The sequence below is a fragment of the Halobaculum sp. CBA1158 genome, assembly GCF_021431925.1.
Lineage (GTDB): Archaea > Halobacteriota > Halobacteria > Halobacteriales > Haloferacaceae > Halobaculum.
On sequence record NZ_CP090371.1, the window covers coordinates 1,010,461 to 1,031,035 of the forward strand.

The following is a 20,575-nucleotide window of genomic DNA, read 5'->3' on the forward strand; positions in this document are numbered from 1 at the left end:
CCACGGGGGACGTGTGCGAACGCGCCGCCGGTGGCGACGGCGGACGCGCGCCTACAGCGGTTCCTCCCCGTCGACGATCCGCAGACACCGCTCGGCCAGCGCCGGCACCCGCGTCTCCATCGTCGGGTACAGCGGGTCGTCGCTGTTGCCCTCGAGGTAGCGCCGGTAGAACATCTCGCCGAGGGCGGCGAGCTTGTAGACGGCGAGGGTGCGGTAGAAGCGGTCGCGCTCGTAGTCGATCCCGGTCGCGTCCTCGTAGCGCGCGACCAGGTCCCGACGGCTCGGATACCCCTCGCGCTCCATGAACGTCGAGGTGAGCTCCGGCGTCGCCGGCGCGGGATCCCCGGGGTCGCGCCAGAAGGAGAGCATCCACCCCAGGTCCGTGAGCGGGTCGCCGAGCGCCGACAGCTCCCAGTCGAAGACGGCGACCAGCTCCGGGGGCGTCCCCGGCGCGAACATGACGTTGTCGAGCTTGTAGTCGCCGTGGACGAGCGCGTGCTCGTGCTCCGCGGGGCAGTTCTCCCGGAGCCACTCGGTCACCTCCGCGATCTCGGGCACAGCGCGCTCCTCTGCGGTCACGTCGAACGCCCAACTGAACTGCTTCGCCCAGCGTTCGACCTGGCGCTCGGTGAATCCCGCGGGACGGCCGAAGTCGCCGAGGCCGACCGACTCGGGGTCGACGGCGTGGACCGCCGACAGCGTGTCGACCAGCTCCTCGCCGACTCGGCGGCGGTGCTCGGGCGCGGCGAATCGCTCCGGCTCCTCGTCCCGGAGCACGTCGCCGGCGCGCTTGCCCATCACGTAGAAGTCCGAGCCGACGACCGCGTGATCCTCGCACGCGAGCACGGTCTCGGGGAGCGGGACGGCGGTGTCCTGGAGCGCGTCCATCACGCGGTACTCGCGGAGCACGTCGTGTGCCGTGTCGGCCGTCTCGCCCGGCGGCGGCCGACGGATCACGAGTTCGCGGTCGCCGTGGGTGACGAACAGCGTCTCGTTGGAGTGGCCCTCGGCGTGGCGGCGCACGTCGAAGTCGTCGGCCGAACCGAGTTCCGCGGCGAGGTACTCGCGGAGTCGCTCGGGGTCGACGAGGCGGCTGAAGTACTCCTCGTCGCCGTCGGCGGGGTCTGTCATGCGGCGGAGTTGCACACCGCCGGGCAAAAGCGACGGGGGTCCGCCGAGCACGGACATCGGGCTGTCGGAATCGGGGATGTCAGGGGTGGGTGGATACTGGGGATGTCGGAATACCGGGGACGTAGTGGACCCGAGCGCTGGGGTACTGTTTTGTCCCGGCGGCGGCACGCGATCGTATGGACTACGACGACGGCGAGACGGCGAGTGCGCTCGCGGAGCGGACGCGCGAGTTCGTCGACAGCGAGGTCATCCCGGTCGAGCGGGCGGTGCTCGGGGACGGCCCCGTGAGCGGCGATCAGCTGGCGGATCTGCGCGAGACGGCTCGCGAGTACGACGTGTTCTGTCCGCAGATCGGCGAGGAGTTCGGCGGGATGGGGATGGACTTCCGCGACGTGTTGCCGATGTTCGAGCAGGCCGGCCGGTCGCTGCTGGGGGCCGCGGCGTGCCGGGTCGACGCGCCCGACGAGGGGAACATGCACACCCTGGAGCTGTTGGGGACCGACGAGCAACAGGAGCGGTGGCTCAGACCGCTCGTCGCCGGCGACATCTCCTCGGGTTTCTCGATGACCGAGCCGATGCAGGGCGGCGGCTCGGACCCGAAGATGATCCAGACGAGCGCCGAGAAGGAGGGCGACGAGTGGGTCATCGACGGCCACAAGTGGTGGACCACCGGCGGGAGCGAGGCGGACGTGCTCATCGTGATGGCGCGCACCGACCCGGACGCGCACCCGTACGAGGGCTGTTCGCTGTTCCTCGTGCCGGCGGACGCGCCGGGCGTGAACGTCGTCCGCGACATCCCCCACGTCGGCGGCGAGGTCACCGGCGTCGGCCACGCGGAGATCGAGTACGACGGCGTGCGCGTCCCCGAGGAGAACCTCCTCGGGAGCCTGAACGAGGGGTTCGACCACGCCCAACAGCGCCTCGGCCCCGCCCGGCTCACCCACTGCATGCGCTTCGCGGGCATGGCCGAGCGCGCGCTCGACGTGGCGAAAGCCTACACCAGCGAGCGGCAGGCGTTCGGCGGGCCGATCGCCGACAAGCAGGCCGTCCGCCACGACGTCGCCGACGCCGAGACGGAGCTCCACGCCGTGCGGACGATGGTGCGCGACGCCGCCGACCGGATCGCCCGGGGAGAGGAGGCGCGCGTGCAGGTGGCGATGAGCAAGAACTTCGCCGCCAACACGGTACAGGAGATCGTCGACACCGCCCTCCAGCTGTGCGGCGGCAACGGGATCGGGAAGGACCTCCCGATCGGCGACTTCTACGAGGCGGTCCGCCAGTTCCGGATCATCGACGGGGCCGACGAGGTCCACCGCCGGGTGATCGCTCGCGACGCGTTCGCGGACGTGGACGACTCCGAACTGGCGAACGTGACGCGCTACGGCGACCCGGGCGAGTAGCGCCCGCAACCGGGCCGCGATCCGGGGGCGTTCACGGTAACCGCCGCACCGATTTTTGTCCCCCGCCGCCGACGGGGCTGTCATGGTGGAACTCGACGCGGATCACGAGGCGTGGACGGCGGCCCAGTCGACGACGACGGCCGTCGTCGACGGGGACGAACTCGACGTAGCGTACTACGAGGCAGGCGGCGACAACGACGGCCCCCCGGTGATCTTCCTCCACGGCATCCCGACGTGGTCGTTCCTGTGGCGGGGGATCGCCCCCGCGGTCGCCGAGGACCGACACGTGATCGCTCCCGACCTCGTGGGCTACGGCAACTCCCAGCGCAGCGACGACTTCGACCGCTCCGTCCGGGCACAGACCAGCGTGCTCGCCGACCTGATCGCGGAGTCGCCCCACGACGCCGTCGACCTCGTCGCCCACGACATCGGCGGGGGCGTCGCCCTGCGCTATGCGGCCGCGCGGCCGGCACAGGTCCGCAAACTGGTGCTGTCGAACGCCGCCTGCTTCGACTCGTGGCCGGTGGAGTTCATCAACTCCCTGGGCGTACCCGGGGTGGTCGAGGGCTGGAGCGACGAGGAGTTCGACGAGAACATGGAGTTCCTCTTCGCCGAGGGCGCACACGGCGAGGCGGACCCCGCCTTCGTGGCGGGCATGCGGGCTCCCTGGGACCGCGAGGGCGGACGACGGGCGCTGGCGCGCGCGGCGGTGGCGACGAACACGAACCACACGACGGGCATCGACTACGACGACATCACCGCCGAGACGCTGTGCCTGTGGGGTGCAGACGACGTGCTCCAGCCGATCGACAACGCCCACCGGCTCGCCGACGCCGTCGCCGGCGACGCCCGGGTCGTCGGCCTCGACGACGCCTACCACTGGGTCACCCACGATCGGACGGAGGCGTACCGCGACGAGGTCCGCGCGTTCCTCACGGAGTGACTCGACGAGCCCGCTTCCTGCCCGATAGAACCCCTCCTGTTCCGTTCACACCGTCGTCCGTTCGGCCGATGCAGACGTACGTCCACGACCGACGACGTGCGTGCCGGTGAACACACGCCATCTCCAACGACACGGTGACCGAATCGTGTGAGTGATCGAGGGCCTCAGCGGACCGTCCCGAAGCCGTTCGTCACGATCCCTCCGCGTCCGGGAATCGGCGGTGGCTATTTAGCGATGGAAAATCCAGAGCCGCTATGTCGTTCCAGCTTTCGAGCGAGCAGGAGGCGATCCGCGACGTGGTCCGGGAGTTCGGGGAGAACGAGATCCGGCCCGTCGCTCGCGAGCACGACGAGGAACGCGAGTACCCCCACGACCTCGTCGAGCAGGCGGCGCAGTACGACCTGGTCGCGCCGACGATCCCCGAGGAGTACGGCGGCGCGGGGATGGACATGCTCTCGGCGGCGGTCGTGACCGAGGAGCTGTGGCGCGCGGACCCGGGGATCGGGAGCGCCATCGGCGCGCGCGGCTTCGGCACCACGATGATCCAGGAGTTCGGCGACGAGTGGATGAAAGAGGAGTGGCTCCCGGAGGTCGCCGCCGGCGACGCCGCGACCTGCTCGTGCATCTCCGAGCCCGCCCACGGCTCGGACGTGGCGGGCATCGAGACGCGCGCCGAGTTGGACGAGGACGCCGGCGAGTGGGTGCTCAACGGCGACAAGATGTGGATCACCAACGGTACTATCGCCGACGTGGCGGTGGTGATGGCGAAGACCTCTCCCGACGAGCGCCACCGCGGGATCACCGCGTTCCTCGTCGAGGCCGACCGCGACGGGTTCGAGCCCACGAAGATCGACAACAAACTCGGCATCCGCGCGTCCGACCTGGCGGAGATCCGACTGAACGACGTGCGCGTCCCCGAGGATCACGTCATCGGCGCGGTCGACCAGGGCTTCTACCAGCTGATGGCGTTCTTCGCCGGCGGGCGGACCTCCGTCGCCGCGCAGGCGGTCGGAGCCGCCCAGGGGGCGCTGGACGCGGCCGTCGAGTACGCACAGGAGCGCGAGCAGGGCGGACAGGCGATCAAGGAGTATCAGGCGATCTCCCACAAGATCGCCGAGATGGCGACGAACGTCGAGGCGGCGCGGTCGCTCACCTACCGCGCGGCCTCCGTCGTCGATGCCGACGGCAACGACCAACTGGCGGCGAAGTTCGCCTCGATGGCGAAGCTGTTCGCCTCAGAGCGCGCCGTCGAGGTCGCGGACGAGGGGATCCAGGTCCACGGCGGCGCGGGGTTCGTCACCGACCACCCGGCCGAGCGGTTCTACCGCGACGCTCGGATCACCAAGATCTACGAGGGCACATCCGAGATCCAGAAGAACATCATCTCCGACCAGATATTCTGACCGACGGTGCCGCCGGCACCTCGATAGCGCGATCCATCGACCACCACGACCGCGATCATGACCGACGACGAACCCACGACCGGCACGGACGTGCCGCCGACCGACACCGACGACGCCCCCGACTGGGAGTTCTCCGAACGCGACGTCGCCATCCTGGAGGAAGTCGCCGCCGACCCGGGCGTCTCCTCGCGGGAACTCGCCGCGCTCCTGGCCGAGGAGTACGACATCGACGTGTCGCACGTCACCGTCAGCGAGACGCTCCGGAAGATGCGCGAGGCGGGGGTGTTTCGCGAGGCGATCGTCCCGAACGAGCGCTACTACGTGTTCGGCCTGTTCGAGTTCAAGTTCGACCCGTCGCACTTCGCCGACAGTTGGCGCGAGGCGATGACGTACATCCGCGACGACCCGCACACCCTGCTGTACTTCCTCTCGGACGGCGAGTACCAATGGAAGTCGGTGATGATGTTCCCGACCCGGGAGGCCCAGTCGCGGTGGATACACGGGTTCTACAAGGCCCACGGCGCGGTCGTCTCGAACCTCCGAAACCACGTCGTCCACAACGTCCTGAAGTTCCGGACCGACCCCGAGATATTCCGGAGCCTGCGCGAGGAGTAGGGGCCATTCGACGCCCCTCTCCGGCCGTCGACCCGCTCGACCGGATTTACCATCGGTAACTCGGTCTCGCCGATCGCCCCCTGGATTGATGTCGACGGCCCGCGCACCGATCCCCATGACGCACACGGCGTCTCCCACCGTACCGAATCGGTCGTCGGCCGCACAGTCCACTCCGAGGTGGGCCGCGTGAGCGACCTCGTCGACCGCTTCTCGCTCGACGGCGAGGTCGCGGTCGTCACCGGCGCGTCCAGCGGGATCGGTCGGGCGATCGCCGAGGCGTTCGCCGCCGACGGCGCGGACGTGGTGATCTGCTCGCGCGAACAGGGGAACGTCGACCCGGTCGCCGAGGCGATCACCGAGCGGGACGGCGGTCGCGCGCTCGCCGTCGAGTGCGACGTGACGGACCGCGACGCCGTCGACGCGCTGGTCGAGGCGACCGTCGACGAGTTCGGCGGCCTGGACGTGCTCGTCAACAACGCGGGCGCGTCGTTCATGGCACCGTTCGAAGACATCTCCGAGAACGGCTGGGACACAGTCGTCGACATCAACCTCGGCGGAACGTTCCAGTGTACGCAGGCAGCGGGCGAGCACCTCGCGGAGGACGGCGGCGCGGTCGTCAACCTCGCCAGCGTCGCGGGCCAGCGCGCCGCGGAGTACATGAGCCACTACGGCGCGGCGAAGGCGGGCGTGATCAACCTCACGGAGACGCTCGCGCTGGAGTGGGCCGGCCGCGACGTGCGGGTCAACTGCATCGCTCCCGGCTTCGTGGCGACGCCGGGCGTCGAACAGCAGATGGGGGTCTCCGCCGACGCGGTCGATCGCGACGCGGTCGATCGCCGGATCGGCACGAGCGAGGAGATCGCCGACATCGCGCGGTTCCTCGCCAGCGACGCCGCCTCCTACATGACCGGCGAGACGGTCGCCGCGCAGGGCGTTCCGCAGGGCGAGCAGATGCCCCAGCAGTAGCCGGAGCGGAGTTCCGACCCCGGCTCAGACGGCGATGCTCGCCAGGCCGAGCGCGGCCAGCGCCGTCACCGCGAACACCGCGGCCGTGGCGAGGCCGATCCGGACGCGGACGGCTGTCTCTGTGCGCATACCCGGGCCTCTCGGATCGCGTACTTCAATCCTCGCTCTCGAGTATCGGAATGGATAATTTGTCACTCGTCGGCGACGGCGGCGTCGACGACCTCGTAGTCGACGGCGGTCTCGCGGAGGCCGTCGGCGTGCGCCGAGAGGTCGCCGGCGACGGCCACCAACAGCACGTCGAGCCCGCGCATCGCCGCCTCGCGGACCGCGTCGGCCGTCCCGAAGCGGGCGTCGGGCTCGCGATCCGCGCGCCGGACGGCCGCCAGCGCTTCCGTGCCGGCGGCCACGAGCAGGTCCGCGCCGTCGGCCAGCGTCGCGAGGCGGTCGGCGTCGACCGCGCGACTCCCGCCGTCGCGCACCGACGGCACGGCGACCGCCGTCACCGCGCCGAGTTCGTAGTCGACGACGCCCTCGAAGTCCGCGACGCCGACGTCCTGCCCGGCCTCCGCGGCCGTCACCGCGACCGCGGTCGCCGACCCGCTGTCACCGCCTCCGCCGCCGTCGCCGGCCGACGGCGCGGGCGACGCGTGGAGCACCCCCTCGCGCATCGAAAGTGCGACGCGGTCGCCGTCATCGATCGCGGCGTCGGCGATGGCGGTCTCGACCTCCACGTCGCCGATCACGTCGCCGGCGACGTGATCGAGATACTCGCGAAGCTCGTCCGTCCGGGTGATGAGCCAGTCGACGCCCTCTTTCGTCACTCGATAGCGACCGCGACCCTCGCGGTCGACGTACCCGCCCTCGACGAGGTCACCGAGGTGTTCGGAGACGGCCTGCGCGGTGATACCGATGGCGTCGGCGATCTCGCGCTGGCTCACGGCGGGCTGACGCTCGGCGATCTCAGCCAGGATCCGGTAGCGCGTCGCCTCGCGCTTGTACCGCAGGACGCCGAGTCCGTCCGCGTCGCCGGTGTTCGCGTCGCCGGTGTTCGCGTCGCCGGTGTTCGCGTCGCCGGTGTTCGCGTCGTCGGCGTTCGCGTCGCTCCCGCCGGAGTCGCCGTCGCGGTCATCGGTCGGGTCGCGCCCGTCGGCGGACTCGCGGTCGTCCCCGGAGGCGAACTCGCCGGTGTCGCCGGCGGACTCGCCGGCTCCGTCGTCGCTCACGATCTGATTGCGGGCGCGCGAACACAAGTAGGTTTGTGGTCGGCGTCGCCGCCGAGCGGCCCGTCCTCGCGGTCGCCGCCACCGTCGCCGTCGTCTACCGTCGCCCCGCCCGGACTCAGACGCCCTCGAGCAGGCGACGGAGATGCGCGGGCGGGACCGCCCCCCGGGCGGCGTGCCCGTCGGCCGTGAACGTCGGAACCCCGGTGACGCCGCGCTGTCGAGCCTCCTCGAACCGGGTCTCCAACTCCTCGGACAGCGCGTCGTCCGCCACGGCGGCGCGTACGTCGTCGGCGTCGACGCCGACGGACTCGGCGATCTCGACGAGCGTGTCGCGGTCGTCGATCTCTCGGCCCTCCTCCCAGTGGGCGTCGAGCAGGGCGTCGTACAGCGCACGGAACGTCTCGTCGTCGTACGACTCCGACTCCTTCACCGCCAGCGCGACCTGCTGTGCGTCCCACGAGTCGGCGTCGTGGACCTCGTCGAACTCGAGCATCGCGTCGGCGTCGTACTCCTCGCGCAGGCGCTCGACGTTCTCGCGGACCTGGTCGTAGTAGTCCTCGTCCTTGCCGTCGTCCACGTCGTCGCGGATCTCCCCGTCGGGATCGCGCTTGTGGCCTCGGAGGTCGAAGAACCGCCACTCCACCTCGAGGTCGGGCAGCCCCCGCTCGTCGCGGTCGGCCCGGTACTGCTGCAGCGACGCCCGCCCGAGATAACAGAACGGGCAGACGAAATCCGAGTAGATCGCGACGCTGTCCTCCGTTTCGTCCTGGGAGCTGGTTTCCGACTCGTCGGTGGCGTCGGCTGCTCGATCGGCGGCGTTCGCGTCCGTGGTCATGGTCGGTGTGAGGGGCCCGCGGCTTTAGGGTTCGTTGGTCGCGGCACCCGGCGGCTCGGCGACCTGACGGCGACCCGCTCCCGTTCTGTCGACACCGGCGACGGTGACGACGACCGCGGGAGAACGGACGACTTCGACGCTGCCGCCGACCGCGACGACCCGGTGCTGGCCGACGACGCCCGCCGACCGCGACGACGCCACCGGCGGGTTTTTCATGAGTGGCCACCGGATTTCGGGTATGAACCTCTCTCGTTTCACGCGCCCGACGGGCCCGAAGCGGCCCTGGCTCGCCGGGGTGCTGGCGCTCGCCGTGACCGGCCTCGGCCACGCGTACCTCCGGCGCTGGCTGCGGGGCTTCGGCTGGCTCGCGGTGACGTACGCCGCCGCCCTCCTGTTGGTGCCGCCGGAGGCGATCGAGGCGCTGGCCGCCGGCGACCCGAGCGCGGACCCGACTCAGGTGCTCCCGCCGCTGATCGTGATCGTCGCGAGCGCGGTCGACGCGTACGTGCTCGCCCGTCGGACGCGCTCGAACGCGGTCCACGTCTCGGCGGCCGAGTTCGAGGAGGCGGCCGCCGGCGGCGAGGCCGCCGAGCAGCCCGCGTGCCCCTCCTGCGGGCGGGAACTCGACGCCGACCTCGACTTCTGTCCGTGGTGCTCGACGGAACTCGACCGTCCGGGGCCGAACGGACCCGGCGGCGACGGCGGCGGGTAGCGCTCGGCGGCCGCCCCCGAGGTCGGAACCGGATCCGCCGACATCTTTTCGTGTTCGCCGTGAGGACACTATGGCATGGTCTCGGGAGTCATCGACTCGGTCGTCGTGTTCGTCGTGAGCGCGCTCGTGGGGGGACTCGGTATCTACGTCGGCGCGAGGCTCCTCTCGAACGCCAGGGGGTACGAACACGCGGTGTGGACCGCGCTGTTCGGCGCGCTGGCGTGGGTAGTCGCCTCGGCGCTGTTCGGGTGGCTCCCGCTGCTGGGCACGGTGCTCACGTACCTCGCGTATCTCGGCGTGATCAAGTGGCGCTACCGCGGCGGCTGGCTCACGGCCGCCGGCATCGCGCTCGTCGGGTGGCTCGCCGCCTCGCTCGTGCTCGAACTCCTGTCGACGCTCGGGGTCGGCGGCTTCTCGGCGCTGGGCGTTCCCGGCGTGTGAGCCCCTCGGCGGCGGCGCGTACCGGACCGGCCGAAGGCGAAACGTAGAAGCGCACGCCGCCACGCAGTACCGCCCGTCGCCGTCGCTCGCGGGCATCGGGTAGGGGCGCTGTCCCGGGCGACGGCGGCTACGTGATCGACGCCCGCCGAGCGATCGCTGGGGCGCGACCGCGGCGGCGACGCGGCGTCGGTCCCAGCAGCGAGCGTCGCCATCGCGGTACGGTCCTCGCTGCTCCGCGCCGGACCCGTAGCGTTTTACCCGAAGACGGCCCCAGCCAGTACCACATGACGACCGACGCCGGCGGCATCGTGGGCGAGTTCCTCTCGCTGAAGGAGTCCACGGACGCGGACGTGCTCGCGATGCAGTGCGGCGACTTCTACGAGTTCTTCGCCGAGGACGCCGAACTCGTCGCCGACGAACTCGACCTCAAGATGTCCCAGAAGTCGAGCCACGGCTCCTCGTACCCGATGGCCGGCGTCCCCCTCTCGGAGCTGACCCCGTACCTGACGGCGCTCGTCGAGCGGGGGTATCGGGTCGCCGTCGCCGAGCAGTACGAGACCGACGACGGTCACGCCCGCGAGATCGAGCGCGTCGTCTCCCCCGGCACCGTGATCGACCCCGACGGGGCGGCCGCCCGCTGGCTCGCCGCCGTCGAGCACGACCGCGCGGGCGAGCGCCCGTGGGGGCTCGCGCTCGCGGAGGTGACGACCGGCCGCTTCCACGCGGCCGCGCTGGAGGACCTCGACGCCGTGCGGGCCGAACTCCACCGCTTCGCGCCGGTCGAACTGCTCCCGGGACCCGGCGTCCGCGACGACGACGCCCGACTCGCGGAGCTCCGGGACGGAACGGACGCTCGACTCACGCTCCACGAGGCGGAGGCGTTCGCGCCCGGCCGCGCCCGCCACCGCCTCGGCGACCAGTTCGGGACGCAGGCGCTCGCGGCGGTCGGGCTCGACGCCGACCCCGCCGTCGCCGCGGCGGGCGCGGTGTTGCACTACGTCGAAGAGACGGGCGCGGGCGTCCTCGCGTCGATGACACGCCTCGGCGGGCTGGACCCCGGTGGACGCGTCGCGCTCGACGCGACGACCCAGCGTAACCTCGAACTCGTGGAGACGATGCAGGGGGAGCGCGACGGCACGCTTCTGTCGACGCTGGATCACACCGAGACGGCCGCCGGGAGCCGGCTGTTGCGCGAGTGGCTCACCCGCCCGCGACGCGACCGCGAGGAGTTGGAGCGCCGGGGCGCGGCCGTGGAGGCGTTCGCGAGCGCCGCCCTCGCTCGCGACCGCCTGCTCGACGCGCTCGACGGCACCGCCGACCTGGAACGACTCGCGGCCCGGGCGACCAGCGGATCGGCGGGCCCGCGCGACCTTGCGGCCGTCCGCGAGGCGCTGGGGAGGCTCCCGGAGCTCGCGTCGGCCATCGACGGCACCGAACTCGCCGACTCACCTGTGCCGGACGTGCTCGCGCGTCCCGACCAGGGGGCCGCACGCGAGCTTCACGACGACCTGGCGGCGGCGCTCGCGGCGGACCCACCGGGGAGTATCGGCGGCGACGGCGGCGTGATCGCCCGCGGCTACGACGAGGAACTGGACGGGCTGGTGACAGAGTACGAGGAGGCCGTCGAGTGGCTCGACGGGCTCGCCGAGCGCGAGAAGCGTCGGCACGACCTGAGTCACGTCACGGTCGACCGCAACAAGACGGACGGCTACTACATTCAGGTGGGGAAGTCCGTCGCGAGCGAGGTCCCGGACCACTACCGCGAGATCAAGACGCTGAAGAACTCCAAGCGGTTCGTCACCGACGAACTCGCCGAGCGCGAGCGGACGGTCCTCCGGATGGAGGAGCGCCGCGAGGAACTGGAGCGGCGCATCTTCGAGGAGGTCCGCGACCGGGTCGCCGGCGACGCCGAACTCCTGCAGGACGTGGGCCGCGCGCTCGCCGAACTGGACGCGCTGGCCGCGCTGGGCCACCACGCCGCCGCCAACGACTGGACGCGCCCCGAGTTCACAGACGGCGACGAGCTTCACATCGAGGCGGGGCGACACCCCGTCGTCGAGCAGACGACGGAGTTCGTGCCCAACGACCTCCGGTTGGACCGCGAGCGCGGATTCCTCATCGTGACGGGGCCGAACATGAGCGGGAAGTCGACGTACATGCGCCAGTGTGCGCTGATATCGCTGCTCGCGCAGGCCGGTTCGTTCGTCCCCGCCGACTCGGCGACGCTCCCGCTCGTCGACGGCGTGTACACCCGCGTCGGCGCGCTCGACGAACTCGCCCAGGGGCGGTCGACGTTCATGGTCGAGATGCAGGAGCTGTCGAACATCCTCCACTCGGCCACGGAGGACTCGCTGGTGATCCTCGACGAGGTCGGCCGCGGCACGGCCACGTACGACGGCATCTCCATCGCCTGGGCGGCGACCGAGTACCTCCACAACGAGGTGCGCGCGAAGACGCTGTTCGCGACGCACTACCACGAACTGACCGCCCTGGCCGAGCACCTCCCCCGGGTCGCGAACGTCCACGTCGCCGTCGACGGCGAACCGAGTTCGCCGTCTTCAAGCGGGACTTCGTCCCGCACCGCCGAGGAGCGCGACGGCGTTCGCGGGAGCGAAGCTCCCGCGAGCCAACCAGAAACGCCCCGCGTTTCTGGTGACGACGTGACGTTCCTGCGTCGCGTGCGAGAGGGGCCGACGGACCGGAGCTACGGCGTCCACGTCGCCGACCTCGCGGGCGTGCCCGACCCGGTCGTCGGGCGCGCGGACGAGGTGCTCGACCGCCTGCGCGCGGAGAAGGCTATCGAGGCGAGAGGGTCGGACGCCGCCGGCGACGACGACGCTGACACCGAACAGGCGGTGTTCGACCTCTCGGCCGGCGAGTTCGTCGCGGAGGGCGACGACCGCGACGACGACGCGGACGCGACCACCGACGCCGCGGGTCGGTCGGGGACCGTCGCGGGCAACGGCACAGCGGCCGCGACGTCCGGCCGCGAGGCCGCAGACGACGCCGCCGGCAACGGACCGGGCGACGCCGTCGACGGCGGACCGACCCGCGACCCGGCGGCCGCGGCGGTCCTCGACGAGATCCGCGAGACCGACGTGAACGAGACGGCCCCGGTCGAACTGCTGACGAAGCTTCAGGAGTGGCAGGCGCGCCTCGAGGAGGAGTGAGCCGCCGGCCGGCCGCGAGCCGGTCCGGGTCCGCACCGCACCACCCGCCGATCCGGGACGAATTTTGGAGAGAGTTCGCCCGCAAGCCGGCCGGAGTCACGTGGGAGTTCGGAAATCCTACTTGTACTGATAGGTCGTGGCGAGTAGTGTAGCAATGACGGACTCACGACGCGGCTCGAACGCGACCGACGACACGACCTCGGATCGACTCTCCCGCCGCCGCTTCACCGGCGCGCTCGCGGCCGCCGGGGCCGTGGGGCTCGCCGGCTGTTCCGGCACCGACGGCGAGGCGACGACCGGGGAGCCGACCGACGAGATGGACACGCCGATGGACACGCCCACGGAGACCGAGGCGGGGACGGAGACGGACGAGCCCACCGAGGAGCCGGCCCCGAACCCGGACGTGGACGTGTTGAACTACGCGCTGACGCTGGAGCACCTGGAGAACGCCTTCTACCGCGAGGGGCTCGCGGAGTTCTCCGACGACGAGATCATGATGGCCGACTCGCTGTCGGAGTTCGGGGAGACGCTGCGGATGCAGGTGCCGGAGTACCTCGCGCTGGCCGGCGAGCACGAGGCGGCCCACGTCGACGCCATCTCGGCGACGATCGAGGACCTCGGCGGCACCCCCGTCGGTGAGGCCGACTACGACTTCGGCTACTCGACCCCCTCGGAGTTCCTCGCGACCGCCGGAGCCCTCGAGAACACCGGCGTCGCCGCCTACACCGGCGCGGCCGGGGCGATCAAGGCGAACGCGGTGCTGGGCGCGGCCGCCGGCATCCAGAGCGTCGAGGCGCGCCACGCCTCCTTCCTGAACGTCATCAACGGCGAGATGCCGTACCCCGCGGGTGTCGAGGAGGCCGCGAGCGTCGAGGAGGTCTTCGAGATCGCCGGACAGTTCATCACCAGCGAGGTCTCCTCGCCGGCACCCCTGGACGGCGAGGACGAGCCGACGGCCGAGCGGAAGGCCGACGACGACACCAGCGACGTGGACGTGTTGAACTACGCGCTGACGCTGGAGCACCTGGAGAACGCCTTCTACCGCGAGGGGCTCGCGGAGTTCTCCGACGACGAACTGATGAACGCGAGCGCGCTGTCGGAGTACGGCGAGACGCTCCGGATGACCGTGCCCGACCGGCTCCGGACCGCGGGCGCACACGAGGCGGCCCACGTCGACGCCATCGCCGACACGGTCGAGCAGTTGGGCGGCACGCCCGTCGAGGAGGCCGAGTACGACTTCGGCTACACGAACCCCTCGGAGTTCCTCGGGGTCGCCCGCGCGCTGGAGAACACCGGCGTCTCGGCGTACGCCGGACAGGCGGGCACGGTCTCTGCCGATGCGGTCTTCGACGCCGCCGTCGGCATCCACGCGGTCGAGGCGCGCCACGCCTCGTTCCTCAACGAGTTGAACGTCGAGTCGCCGTTCCCGATGGCGGTCGACGAGCCGCGGACGATGGAGGAGGTCACCGAGATCGCCGGCCAGTTCATCGTCGAGGAGTGAGCGTGCTCGAGCGCGACGCGCGGTTCGGTCCCGAATCCGACCGGTCGACTGCGCTCGCCTCCCCGGTCACGCCTGCTCGACCGACCGCGCTCGACCGCCCCCGGGCACTCGATCTGCCGTCGACGGTGCTCGGTTCCCCGCTGACGGCCTCGGGCGAGTTCGGGCGGACCGACGGGTCACCGGCTCGATGTCCGTCGTCGACCGCCTCCGAGTCGTCGATCGCCTCTGAGCGGTCGACCGCTCCCGAGCAGTCGACTGGCTCCCCGACGCCGGCGACTCGCCCCGTCCGATCGCCCGTCGCGACAGGGGACGAGGGGTAGCGCGTGAGCGCGCTCTGGGGAACGGTCGCGGCGGTCGCGGTCGCCGCCAACCTCGGACTCCTGCTCGTCCTGCTGGTCGTGTGGGGGCGAAACGCGGTTCGGCTCCGCTCGTCGCACGCGATCGGGCTGAGCACGTTCGCCGCGCTCCTGTTCGCCGAGAACGCCATCGCGCTGTACTACTACCTCGTCGACCCGACGCTGTCGGCGTGGTTCGCCTCGGCCGTGCCGCCGGTCGCCTGGCGTGCGATGGTGACGCTGCACCTGCTGGAGACGGTCGCGCTCGCGGCGCTGATCCGGATCACGCTGGATTGACCTGCGACCTCGGCGGCGGCAGCACCGCCGTCGGCCTCAGTCCCGCGTCTCCCGTTCCTCGTCGGCCGACCGGCGAAACAGCAGCGTGACCCGGTTTCCGCCGTCCGGTCCGTGCTCGAATCGGACCTCGCCGTTGGACAGTTCCGCGATCCAATGGACGAGCCAGAGCCCGAGGCCGGACCCGTGGCTGAGGCGGTCGATATCGCGCTCGCCGACCAGGACGGCGTACTCGTCTCTCGGGATCGGCGGCCCCTCGTCGGCGACGACGATCCCGGTCAGATCGCCCTCCTCGACGGCCGACACCGATACGACCGGCTCGTCGGTCCCGGCGTGGGACACCGCGTTCGTCAACAGCTCCTCTACGGCGACGACGAGGTCGGGAAGCGCGAGCACCACGTGTCCGGCCTCGATGTCGATCGACACGGTCGCGTTCGGGTGGTCCTCGCCGACCCGTCTGGCGGCGAGCCGAACCGTCTCCGCCAGGTCGACGCGGACGAGTTCCTCGTTTTCGGCGAGCGTCTCGACGATGACGCGTTCCTTGTCCGCGGTGTCGAGCAGCGACTCGGCGGTGTCGAGCAGCGACTCGAGGGTGGCGTCAGTCGGCACCTCGCCGCGCTGGTGCAGGAGTTCGACCTGCCCGATGATCACGTTGAGGTCGTTGCGGAGGTTGTGCCGGAGGAGTCGACCGATCACGCGGAGGTGTTGCTCGCGGCGTCGCCGATCGGTTACGTCGCGGACGAAGCCGGTGACGCGGACGGCTTCGCCGTCCTCGAACACGGGGCGGCCCTGCACCCAGACCCAGCGCCGATAGCCGATGTCGGGGCCGATCCGGTACTCGATGTCGACCGCCTCGCCGGCCGAGAGCTCCCGCATCGCCGCCCGAACCTGTCGGCGATCGTCCGGGTGGATTCCCTCGAGGAACGCGCGCGGATCCTCACGGAGTTCGTCGACCGACATCCCCCAGAGGTCCTCGTAGGCGTCGTTGACGAACAGCAACTCCGACCAGTCGGCGTCGAACATCCACAACACCTCGGTCGTGTTCGCGGCGATCTCCCGCAGCCGCGACTGGATCTCCTCGCGATCGGCCTCGGCCTGGCGGCGCTTGCTCACGTCCGTCGAGCTGACGACGTAGCCGTCGAGGCGCTCGTCGGCCGAGTTCGCGATGCGGCTCCGCAGCCAGACGTACTCCCCGTCAGCTGTGCGGTGACGGTACTCGACCTCCGCGGTCGCGCCGTCCTCGTCGGCGACGAGGCCCTCGAACGTCGACCGCACCCGATCGCGGTCGTCCGGGTGTACGTACTCGAAGCTGACAGTCCCGAGGAGCTCCTCCGGTTCGAAACCGATGACGCGCTCGGTGGCGGCGTTGGCGTATCGAAAGGTCCCGTCGTCGTCGATGACGACGATCTTGTCGTGGGCGTTGTCGAGTAACGCCAACAGCTCCTCGGAGCCGTACATTCCGTGATGTCTAAGACGACCTGCGGTAAAGTTCATACCCTTACTTCCCGACCGCGCGGTCCACGGGGCCGTGAGTTTAACACGAGTCGGGGGGTACGATCGGACGGAACACATGGACATCGACGAACACGCCGAGGAGCTCGCCTCCGCCCTCGGCGAGGACACAGCGGAGGTCAAACGCGACTTGGAGAATCTCCTGGAGTACAGCGTCCCGATCGACGAGGCCAAGCAGTCCGTCCGCCGGAAGTACGGCGGCGGGGGCGGCGGCGACGACGCGACCCCCGAGTCCGTCGACATCGCTGAGATCACCACGGAGTCGGGCAACATCACCGTCACGGCGCGCGTGCTGACGGTCGGTCGGCGGTCGATCCGCTATCAGGGCGACGACACCGTCATCCGCGAGGGAGAACTCGCCGACGAGACCGGGCGGATCAGCTACACCGCCTGGCAGGACTTCGGCTTCGAGGCGGGCGACACCGTCACGATCGGCAACGCGGGCGTCCGCGAGTGGGAGGGCGAGCCCGAGCTCAACGTCGGGCAGTCCTCCTCGGTGGCGATGGAACAGGAGGCGCTCGACGTGCCGTACGAGGTGGGCGGCGGGCGCGACCTCGTCGACCTCGCGGCGGGCGACCGCGGCCGCACGGTCGAGGCGAAGGTGCTCGAGATCGAACAGCGCACCATCGACGGCCGCGACGGCGAGACGACGATCCACTCGGGCGTCCTCGGCGACGAGACCGCCCGGCTCCCGTTCACCGACTGGCAGGCCCGCGAGGCGGTCACAGAGGGCGCAGAGCTCCGCATGGAGGACGTGTACGTCCGGGAGTTCCGCGGCGTTCCCTCGGTGAACCTCACCGAGTTCACCGAGGTGTCGCCCGCGAGCGTCGAGGTGAGCGACGAGGCCCCGCGCGTCGACGTCGCCGAGGCGGTCGCCTCCGGCGGGATGTACGACGTCGAGGTGCGCGGCAACGTCCTCGAGGTCCGCGACGGCTCCGGCCTCATCGAGCGGTGTCCTGACTGCGGGCGGCTCGTCCAGAACGGCCAATGCCGCAGCCACGGCCAGGTCGAGCCCGAGGACGACCTCCGGATCAAGGCGATCCTCGACGACGGCACGGCGACCGTCACCGCGATCCTCGACCGCGACCTCACCGAGGAGATCTACGGCGGCACTCTGGAGGACGCCCTCGAGGCCGCCCGCGACGCGATGAGCCGCGAGGTCGTCGCCGACGAGATCAGCGAGACGCTCGTGGGACGCGAGTACCGCGTGCGCGGACACCTCTCGGTCGACGAGTACGGCGCGAACCTCGACGCGACGGAGTTCGCCGCCAGCGACGAGGACCCGAGGGCGCGTGCCGCCGACCTCCTCGCGGAGGTGGGCGCGTGAGCTCCAGCGACGCGAACGGCGACGACGGAAGCGACGACAGCGGGCCAGGAACTCGGGAGGTCGCCCACCGCGTGTTCGCCGCGGAGTTCGACGACGCCGACCTCGACCACTCCGAGAGCGACGAGGAGCGCGCGCCGAACTACGTCGTCACCCCGACCGGCCTGCGCGTCAACCGACTGTTCGCGGTCGGCGTGCTCACGGAGGTCGAGTCCGTGAACGAGCAGACGCTGCGCGGTCGCGTCGTCGACCCGACGGGCGCGTTCGTCACCTACGCCGGCCAGTACCAGCCCGACGAGGCGGCGTTTCTCGACCGGACGACCCCGCCGGAGTTCGTCGCACTCACGGGGAAGGCGCGGACGTTCGAGCCCGACGACGCCGACGTGGTGTACACCTCGGTCCGGCCCGAGAGCCTCGCGACCGTCGACGCCGACACGCGCGACCGCTGGGTCGTCTCCGCCGCCGAGGCGACGCTCCGCCGGATCGCGGTGTTCGCAGCCGCGCTCGAGGCGGACGAGCGCGGCGACGACCTCCGCGTCCGCCTCGAGAACGCCGGCGTGCCGACGGCGCTCGCCGCCGGAATCCCCCTCGCGATCGACCACTACGGTACCGGCGCGCGCTATCTGGAGGCGGTCCGGACGCTCGCCGTCGACGCGCTCGAAGTCGTCGCCGACGAGCGCGAGGAGGTGGGTGACCTGACGGCCGACCCCGCCGACACCGGCGCGGTCGAGCTCGGTCCGCTCCCCGAGGTCCCGTACGACCTCGAGGCCGCGAGCAGTCCTGATATCGCAGCCGGCGACGCCTCCGACGTTACCGACGCCGATGTCGACACCGACGCGGACGCCGACGCCGACGCGGCCGACACCGACGCGGCCGACACCGACGCGGCCGCGGAACCGGCCGAAGCGGCCGGGCTGGACACGGACGCCGACGCCGAGGCGGATTCGGGTGTGGATGCGACACCCGAATCTCCGGAATCGGCGGACGCGACCGAGACCGAGTCCGCGAGCGAGGATCCGACCGAGGAACTCGACGACTTCGACGCGGGAGACGGCGGTGTCGCTGGCGACGCCGACGACGACGGTGTCGGGGGCGGCCCGGACGACGCCCTCGGAGACTTCGAGGCGGGAGACGACGACCCCCTCGAGGACTTCGACGCCGGCGACACCGACCCGGAGGACATCGAGAACGCGATCACCGAGGAGGAGCGCCGCGAGGTCGAGGAGGAACACGGCGTTGAGTTCTCTACTGGGAGCGAGGTTCCCGGTCCCGGCGAGGTGGACATCGAGACGCCGGATCCGGACGCGACCGACGCCGGCGATGACCGCGATCCGGGCGACCCCGATGCCGAACCCGAGACGGGAGGCGCTGGAACCGAGCCGACGACCGGGGCGGACTTCGAACCCGACGCCGCCGGCGAGGTAGATGACTCGGCGGTCGACGAGTCGATCGACGAGCAGACCGGCGACGCCGTCGACGACGACGCTGATGACGCCGTCGACGCCGCTGACGGCACCGACGACGCTGACGTGGATCTGGAGACGGCGGTCGTCGACGCGATGGCGACCCTCGACGACGGCGACGGGGCCGACCGCGAGGCGGTCGTGGCGGCGGTCGTCGACGACCACGGCGTCGACCCGAGCGACGCTGAGGACGCGATACAGGAGGCGCTGATGAGCGGAAAGTGCTACGAGCCGGCCGACGGGACCCTCAAGCCGATCTGAATGGACGATCCCCCCGCGAACGCACCCGGATCGCTGGTCGAACCGGTTCCGGACGCGCCGGCGGCCGTCGCCGACCTGGGCGATGAGACGGGACTGCTCGTCGCCGACTACCACGCCGGCATCGAGGTCGGCCTCCGGTACGAGCGCGGGATCGAACTCGACAGCGCGGCCGACGAGCGTCGCGAGCGCGTGTGCGACCTGCTGGCGCGGACGGACGCCGACAGGCTGGTGGTGCTCGGCGACCTCGGCCACCGGATCGGCGGCGCGGGCGACGCCGAGGTCGCCGAGGTCGACGCGCTGGCGTCGGCCGTCGGCGTCCCGGTGACGCTCGCGCTCGGCAACCACGACGCCGGACTCGCTGACGCGCTCGGCGATAGACTGACCGTGACGCCGCCGGGCGGTGCCCGCTTGGGCGACGTGGGGATCGTCCACGGACACACCTGGCCCGATCCGGGGGTGCTCGCCGCCCGCGTGGTCTGCATGGGCCACGAACACCCGACCGTCCGCCTGGCGGACGCCGTGGGCGGCGGTCGCACGGAGCGGGCGTGGCTCCGGGGACCCCTCGATCGCGACGCGTTCGCCGACGCGGTCGGACTCGAGGGCGTCGACTGGCGAGACCCGGAACTGGTCGTGTTCCCGGCGTTCAACGACCGCTCCGGCGGGAGCAGGATCAACGTCGAGGGACGGCGGTTCCTCGCGCCCTTCCTCCCGGAGGGTCTGGCGTCGGGGGAGGCGTACCTGTTCGACGGCACCCGCCTCGGCGACTACCGTCGGGTGTGATCCGCACCGATCGACATCGGTTCGGAATCCGGTCCGGTTCGTGCGCTTCTCCCGAACCGTGCCGCGCGTGTGACCGGATCACACGTTCTCAGGGGTATGAGAGCCCGTACCACGTGTTTTCGCCCGAAAACAGCGAAGGAGTTATATATATCTACCCTGTATGAACAGGTACCAGACGCCTTCGGGCGTGGTGGCATCGATCGCCGAATGACACGGTGTTCTCACCTACACGGACGCACGCACTCGCATAGCGTCCGCTCCCGAAG

At 71.1% G+C, this 20,575-nt stretch carries 18 protein-coding genes; 13 read left to right on the forward strand and 5 right to left on the reverse strand.

Going from position 1 to position 20,575, the window contains the following annotated elements; genetic code table 11:
* Window positions 1-51 precede the first annotated feature (51 nt).
* Window positions 52-1,131, reverse strand: coding sequence for a phosphotransferase family protein (locus Hbl1158_RS05375; RefSeq protein ID WP_234299032.1), 1,080 nt, complete (start codon window positions 1,129-1,131; stop codon window positions 52-54).
* A gap of 176 nt (window positions 1,132-1,307) precedes the next feature.
* Between Hbl1158_RS05375 and Hbl1158_RS05380 the strand changes: the two genes are divergently transcribed.
* The 5 genes from Hbl1158_RS05380 to Hbl1158_RS05400 all read left to right on the forward strand — a co-directional run bounded on the left by Hbl1158_RS05380 (window position 1,308) and on the right by Hbl1158_RS05400 (window position 6,458).
* The gene (locus tag Hbl1158_RS05380) at window positions 1,308-2,531 is read left to right on the forward strand and encodes an acyl-CoA dehydrogenase family protein (RefSeq protein ID WP_234299033.1); all 1,224 of its coding nucleotides are present in this window, start codon (window positions 1,308-1,310) and stop codon (window positions 2,529-2,531) included.
* A gap of 82 nt (window positions 2,532-2,613) precedes the next feature.
* Window positions 2,614-3,474, forward strand: coding sequence for an alpha/beta hydrolase (locus Hbl1158_RS05385; RefSeq protein ID WP_234299034.1), 861 nt, complete (start codon window positions 2,614-2,616; stop codon window positions 3,472-3,474).
* 254 nt (window positions 3,475-3,728) lie between these two features.
* Window positions 3,729-4,877 (forward strand): acyl-CoA dehydrogenase family protein, encoded by a 1,149-nt coding sequence (locus tag Hbl1158_RS05390; RefSeq protein ID WP_234299035.1) that lies wholly within the window; start codon window positions 3,729-3,731, stop codon window positions 4,875-4,877.
* A 57-nt stretch (window positions 4,878-4,934) separates the two neighbouring features.
* Window positions 4,935-5,492, forward strand: coding sequence for a winged helix-turn-helix domain-containing protein (locus Hbl1158_RS05395; RefSeq protein WP_234299036.1), 558 nt, complete (start codon window positions 4,935-4,937; stop codon window positions 5,490-5,492).
* Between the two features lie 186 nt (window positions 5,493-5,678).
* Window positions 5,679-6,458 carry an SDR family NAD(P)-dependent oxidoreductase gene (locus Hbl1158_RS05400; protein WP_234299037.1) on the forward strand — a complete coding sequence of 260 codons (780 nt, stop codon included), beginning with the start codon at window positions 5,679-5,681 and terminating at the stop codon, window positions 6,456-6,458.
* Between the two features lie 191 nt (window positions 6,459-6,649).
* Here the strand turns inward: Hbl1158_RS05400 and Hbl1158_RS05405 are convergent, their stop codons facing one another.
* The 3 genes from Hbl1158_RS05405 to Hbl1158_RS05415 form a co-directional block, all read right to left on the reverse strand.
* Complete coding sequence (locus Hbl1158_RS05405; RefSeq protein ID WP_234299477.1) at window positions 6,650-7,462, reverse strand: MarR family transcriptional regulator; 813 nt, start codon at window positions 7,460-7,462, stop codon at window positions 6,650-6,652.
* A gap of 334 nt (window positions 7,463-7,796) precedes the next feature.
* The gene (locus tag Hbl1158_RS05410; protein ID WP_234299038.1) at window positions 7,797-8,516 is read right to left on the reverse strand and encodes a DsbA family protein; all 720 of its coding nucleotides are present in this window, start codon (window positions 8,514-8,516) and stop codon (window positions 7,797-7,799) included.
* 24 nt (window positions 8,517-8,540) lie between these two features.
* Window positions 8,541-8,732: a hypothetical protein gene (locus Hbl1158_RS05415; RefSeq protein WP_234299039.1), complete on the reverse strand. Its 192-nt coding sequence runs from the start codon at window positions 8,730-8,732 to the stop codon at window positions 8,541-8,543.
* A gap of 22 nt (window positions 8,733-8,754) precedes the next feature.
* On the opposite strand from Hbl1158_RS05415, the gene Hbl1158_RS05420 reads away from it, so the two are divergent.
* The 5 genes from Hbl1158_RS05420 to Hbl1158_RS05440 all read left to right on the forward strand — a co-directional run bounded on the left by Hbl1158_RS05420 (window position 8,755) and on the right by Hbl1158_RS05440 (window position 14,972).
* The gene (locus Hbl1158_RS05420; protein ID WP_234299040.1) at window positions 8,755-9,228 is read left to right on the forward strand and encodes a zinc ribbon domain-containing protein; all 474 of its coding nucleotides are present in this window, start codon (window positions 8,755-8,757) and stop codon (window positions 9,226-9,228) included.
* Window positions 9,229-9,303: 75 nt separating this feature from the next.
* The gene (locus Hbl1158_RS05425; protein WP_234299041.1) at window positions 9,304-9,669 is read left to right on the forward strand and encodes a hypothetical protein; all 366 of its coding nucleotides are present in this window, start codon (window positions 9,304-9,306) and stop codon (window positions 9,667-9,669) included.
* Window positions 9,670-9,953: 284 nt separating this feature from the next.
* Window positions 9,954-12,839: a DNA mismatch repair protein MutS gene (gene mutS / locus Hbl1158_RS05430; RefSeq protein ID WP_234299042.1), complete on the forward strand. Its 2,886-nt coding sequence runs from the start codon at window positions 9,954-9,956 to the stop codon at window positions 12,837-12,839.
* Window positions 12,840-12,993: 154 nt separating this feature from the next.
* Window positions 12,994-14,340 carry a ferritin-like domain-containing protein gene (locus Hbl1158_RS05435; RefSeq protein ID WP_234299043.1) on the forward strand — a complete coding sequence of 449 codons (1,347 nt, stop codon included), beginning with the start codon at window positions 12,994-12,996 and terminating at the stop codon, window positions 14,338-14,340.
* Window positions 14,341-14,663: 323 nt separating this feature from the next.
* On the forward strand, window positions 14,664-14,972 hold the full coding sequence (locus Hbl1158_RS05440; RefSeq protein WP_234299044.1) for a hypothetical protein: 309 nt from the start codon (window positions 14,664-14,666) through the stop codon (window positions 14,970-14,972).
* A 36-nt stretch (window positions 14,973-15,008) separates the two neighbouring features.
* Here the strand turns inward: Hbl1158_RS05440 and Hbl1158_RS05445 are convergent, their stop codons facing one another.
* Entirely contained in the window at window positions 15,009-16,427 is a 1,419-nt protein-coding gene (locus tag Hbl1158_RS05445) for a PAS domain-containing sensor histidine kinase (RefSeq protein ID WP_234299045.1), read from the reverse strand.
* A gap of 112 nt (window positions 16,428-16,539) precedes the next feature.
* Between Hbl1158_RS05445 and Hbl1158_RS05450 the strand changes: the two genes are divergently transcribed.
* The 3 genes from Hbl1158_RS05450 to Hbl1158_RS05460 are packed head-to-tail and all read left to right on the forward strand — an operon-like array spanning window position 16,540 to window position 20,309.
* Window positions 16,540-17,808 carry a Single-stranded DNA binding protein gene (locus Hbl1158_RS05450; protein WP_234299478.1) on the forward strand — a complete coding sequence of 423 codons (1,269 nt, stop codon included), beginning with the start codon at window positions 16,540-16,542 and terminating at the stop codon, window positions 17,806-17,808.
* The gene (locus Hbl1158_RS05455) at window positions 17,805-19,529 is read left to right on the forward strand and encodes a hypothetical protein (RefSeq protein ID WP_234299046.1); all 1,725 of its coding nucleotides are present in this window, start codon (window positions 17,805-17,807) and stop codon (window positions 19,527-19,529) included. The genes Hbl1158_RS05450 and Hbl1158_RS05455 overlap by 4 nt, the downstream gene beginning before the upstream one ends.
* Entirely contained in the window at window positions 19,530-20,309 is a 780-nt protein-coding gene (locus Hbl1158_RS05460) for a metallophosphoesterase (protein ID WP_234299047.1), read from the forward strand. It begins immediately after the preceding gene.
* Window positions 20,310-20,575 lie beyond the last annotated feature (266 nt).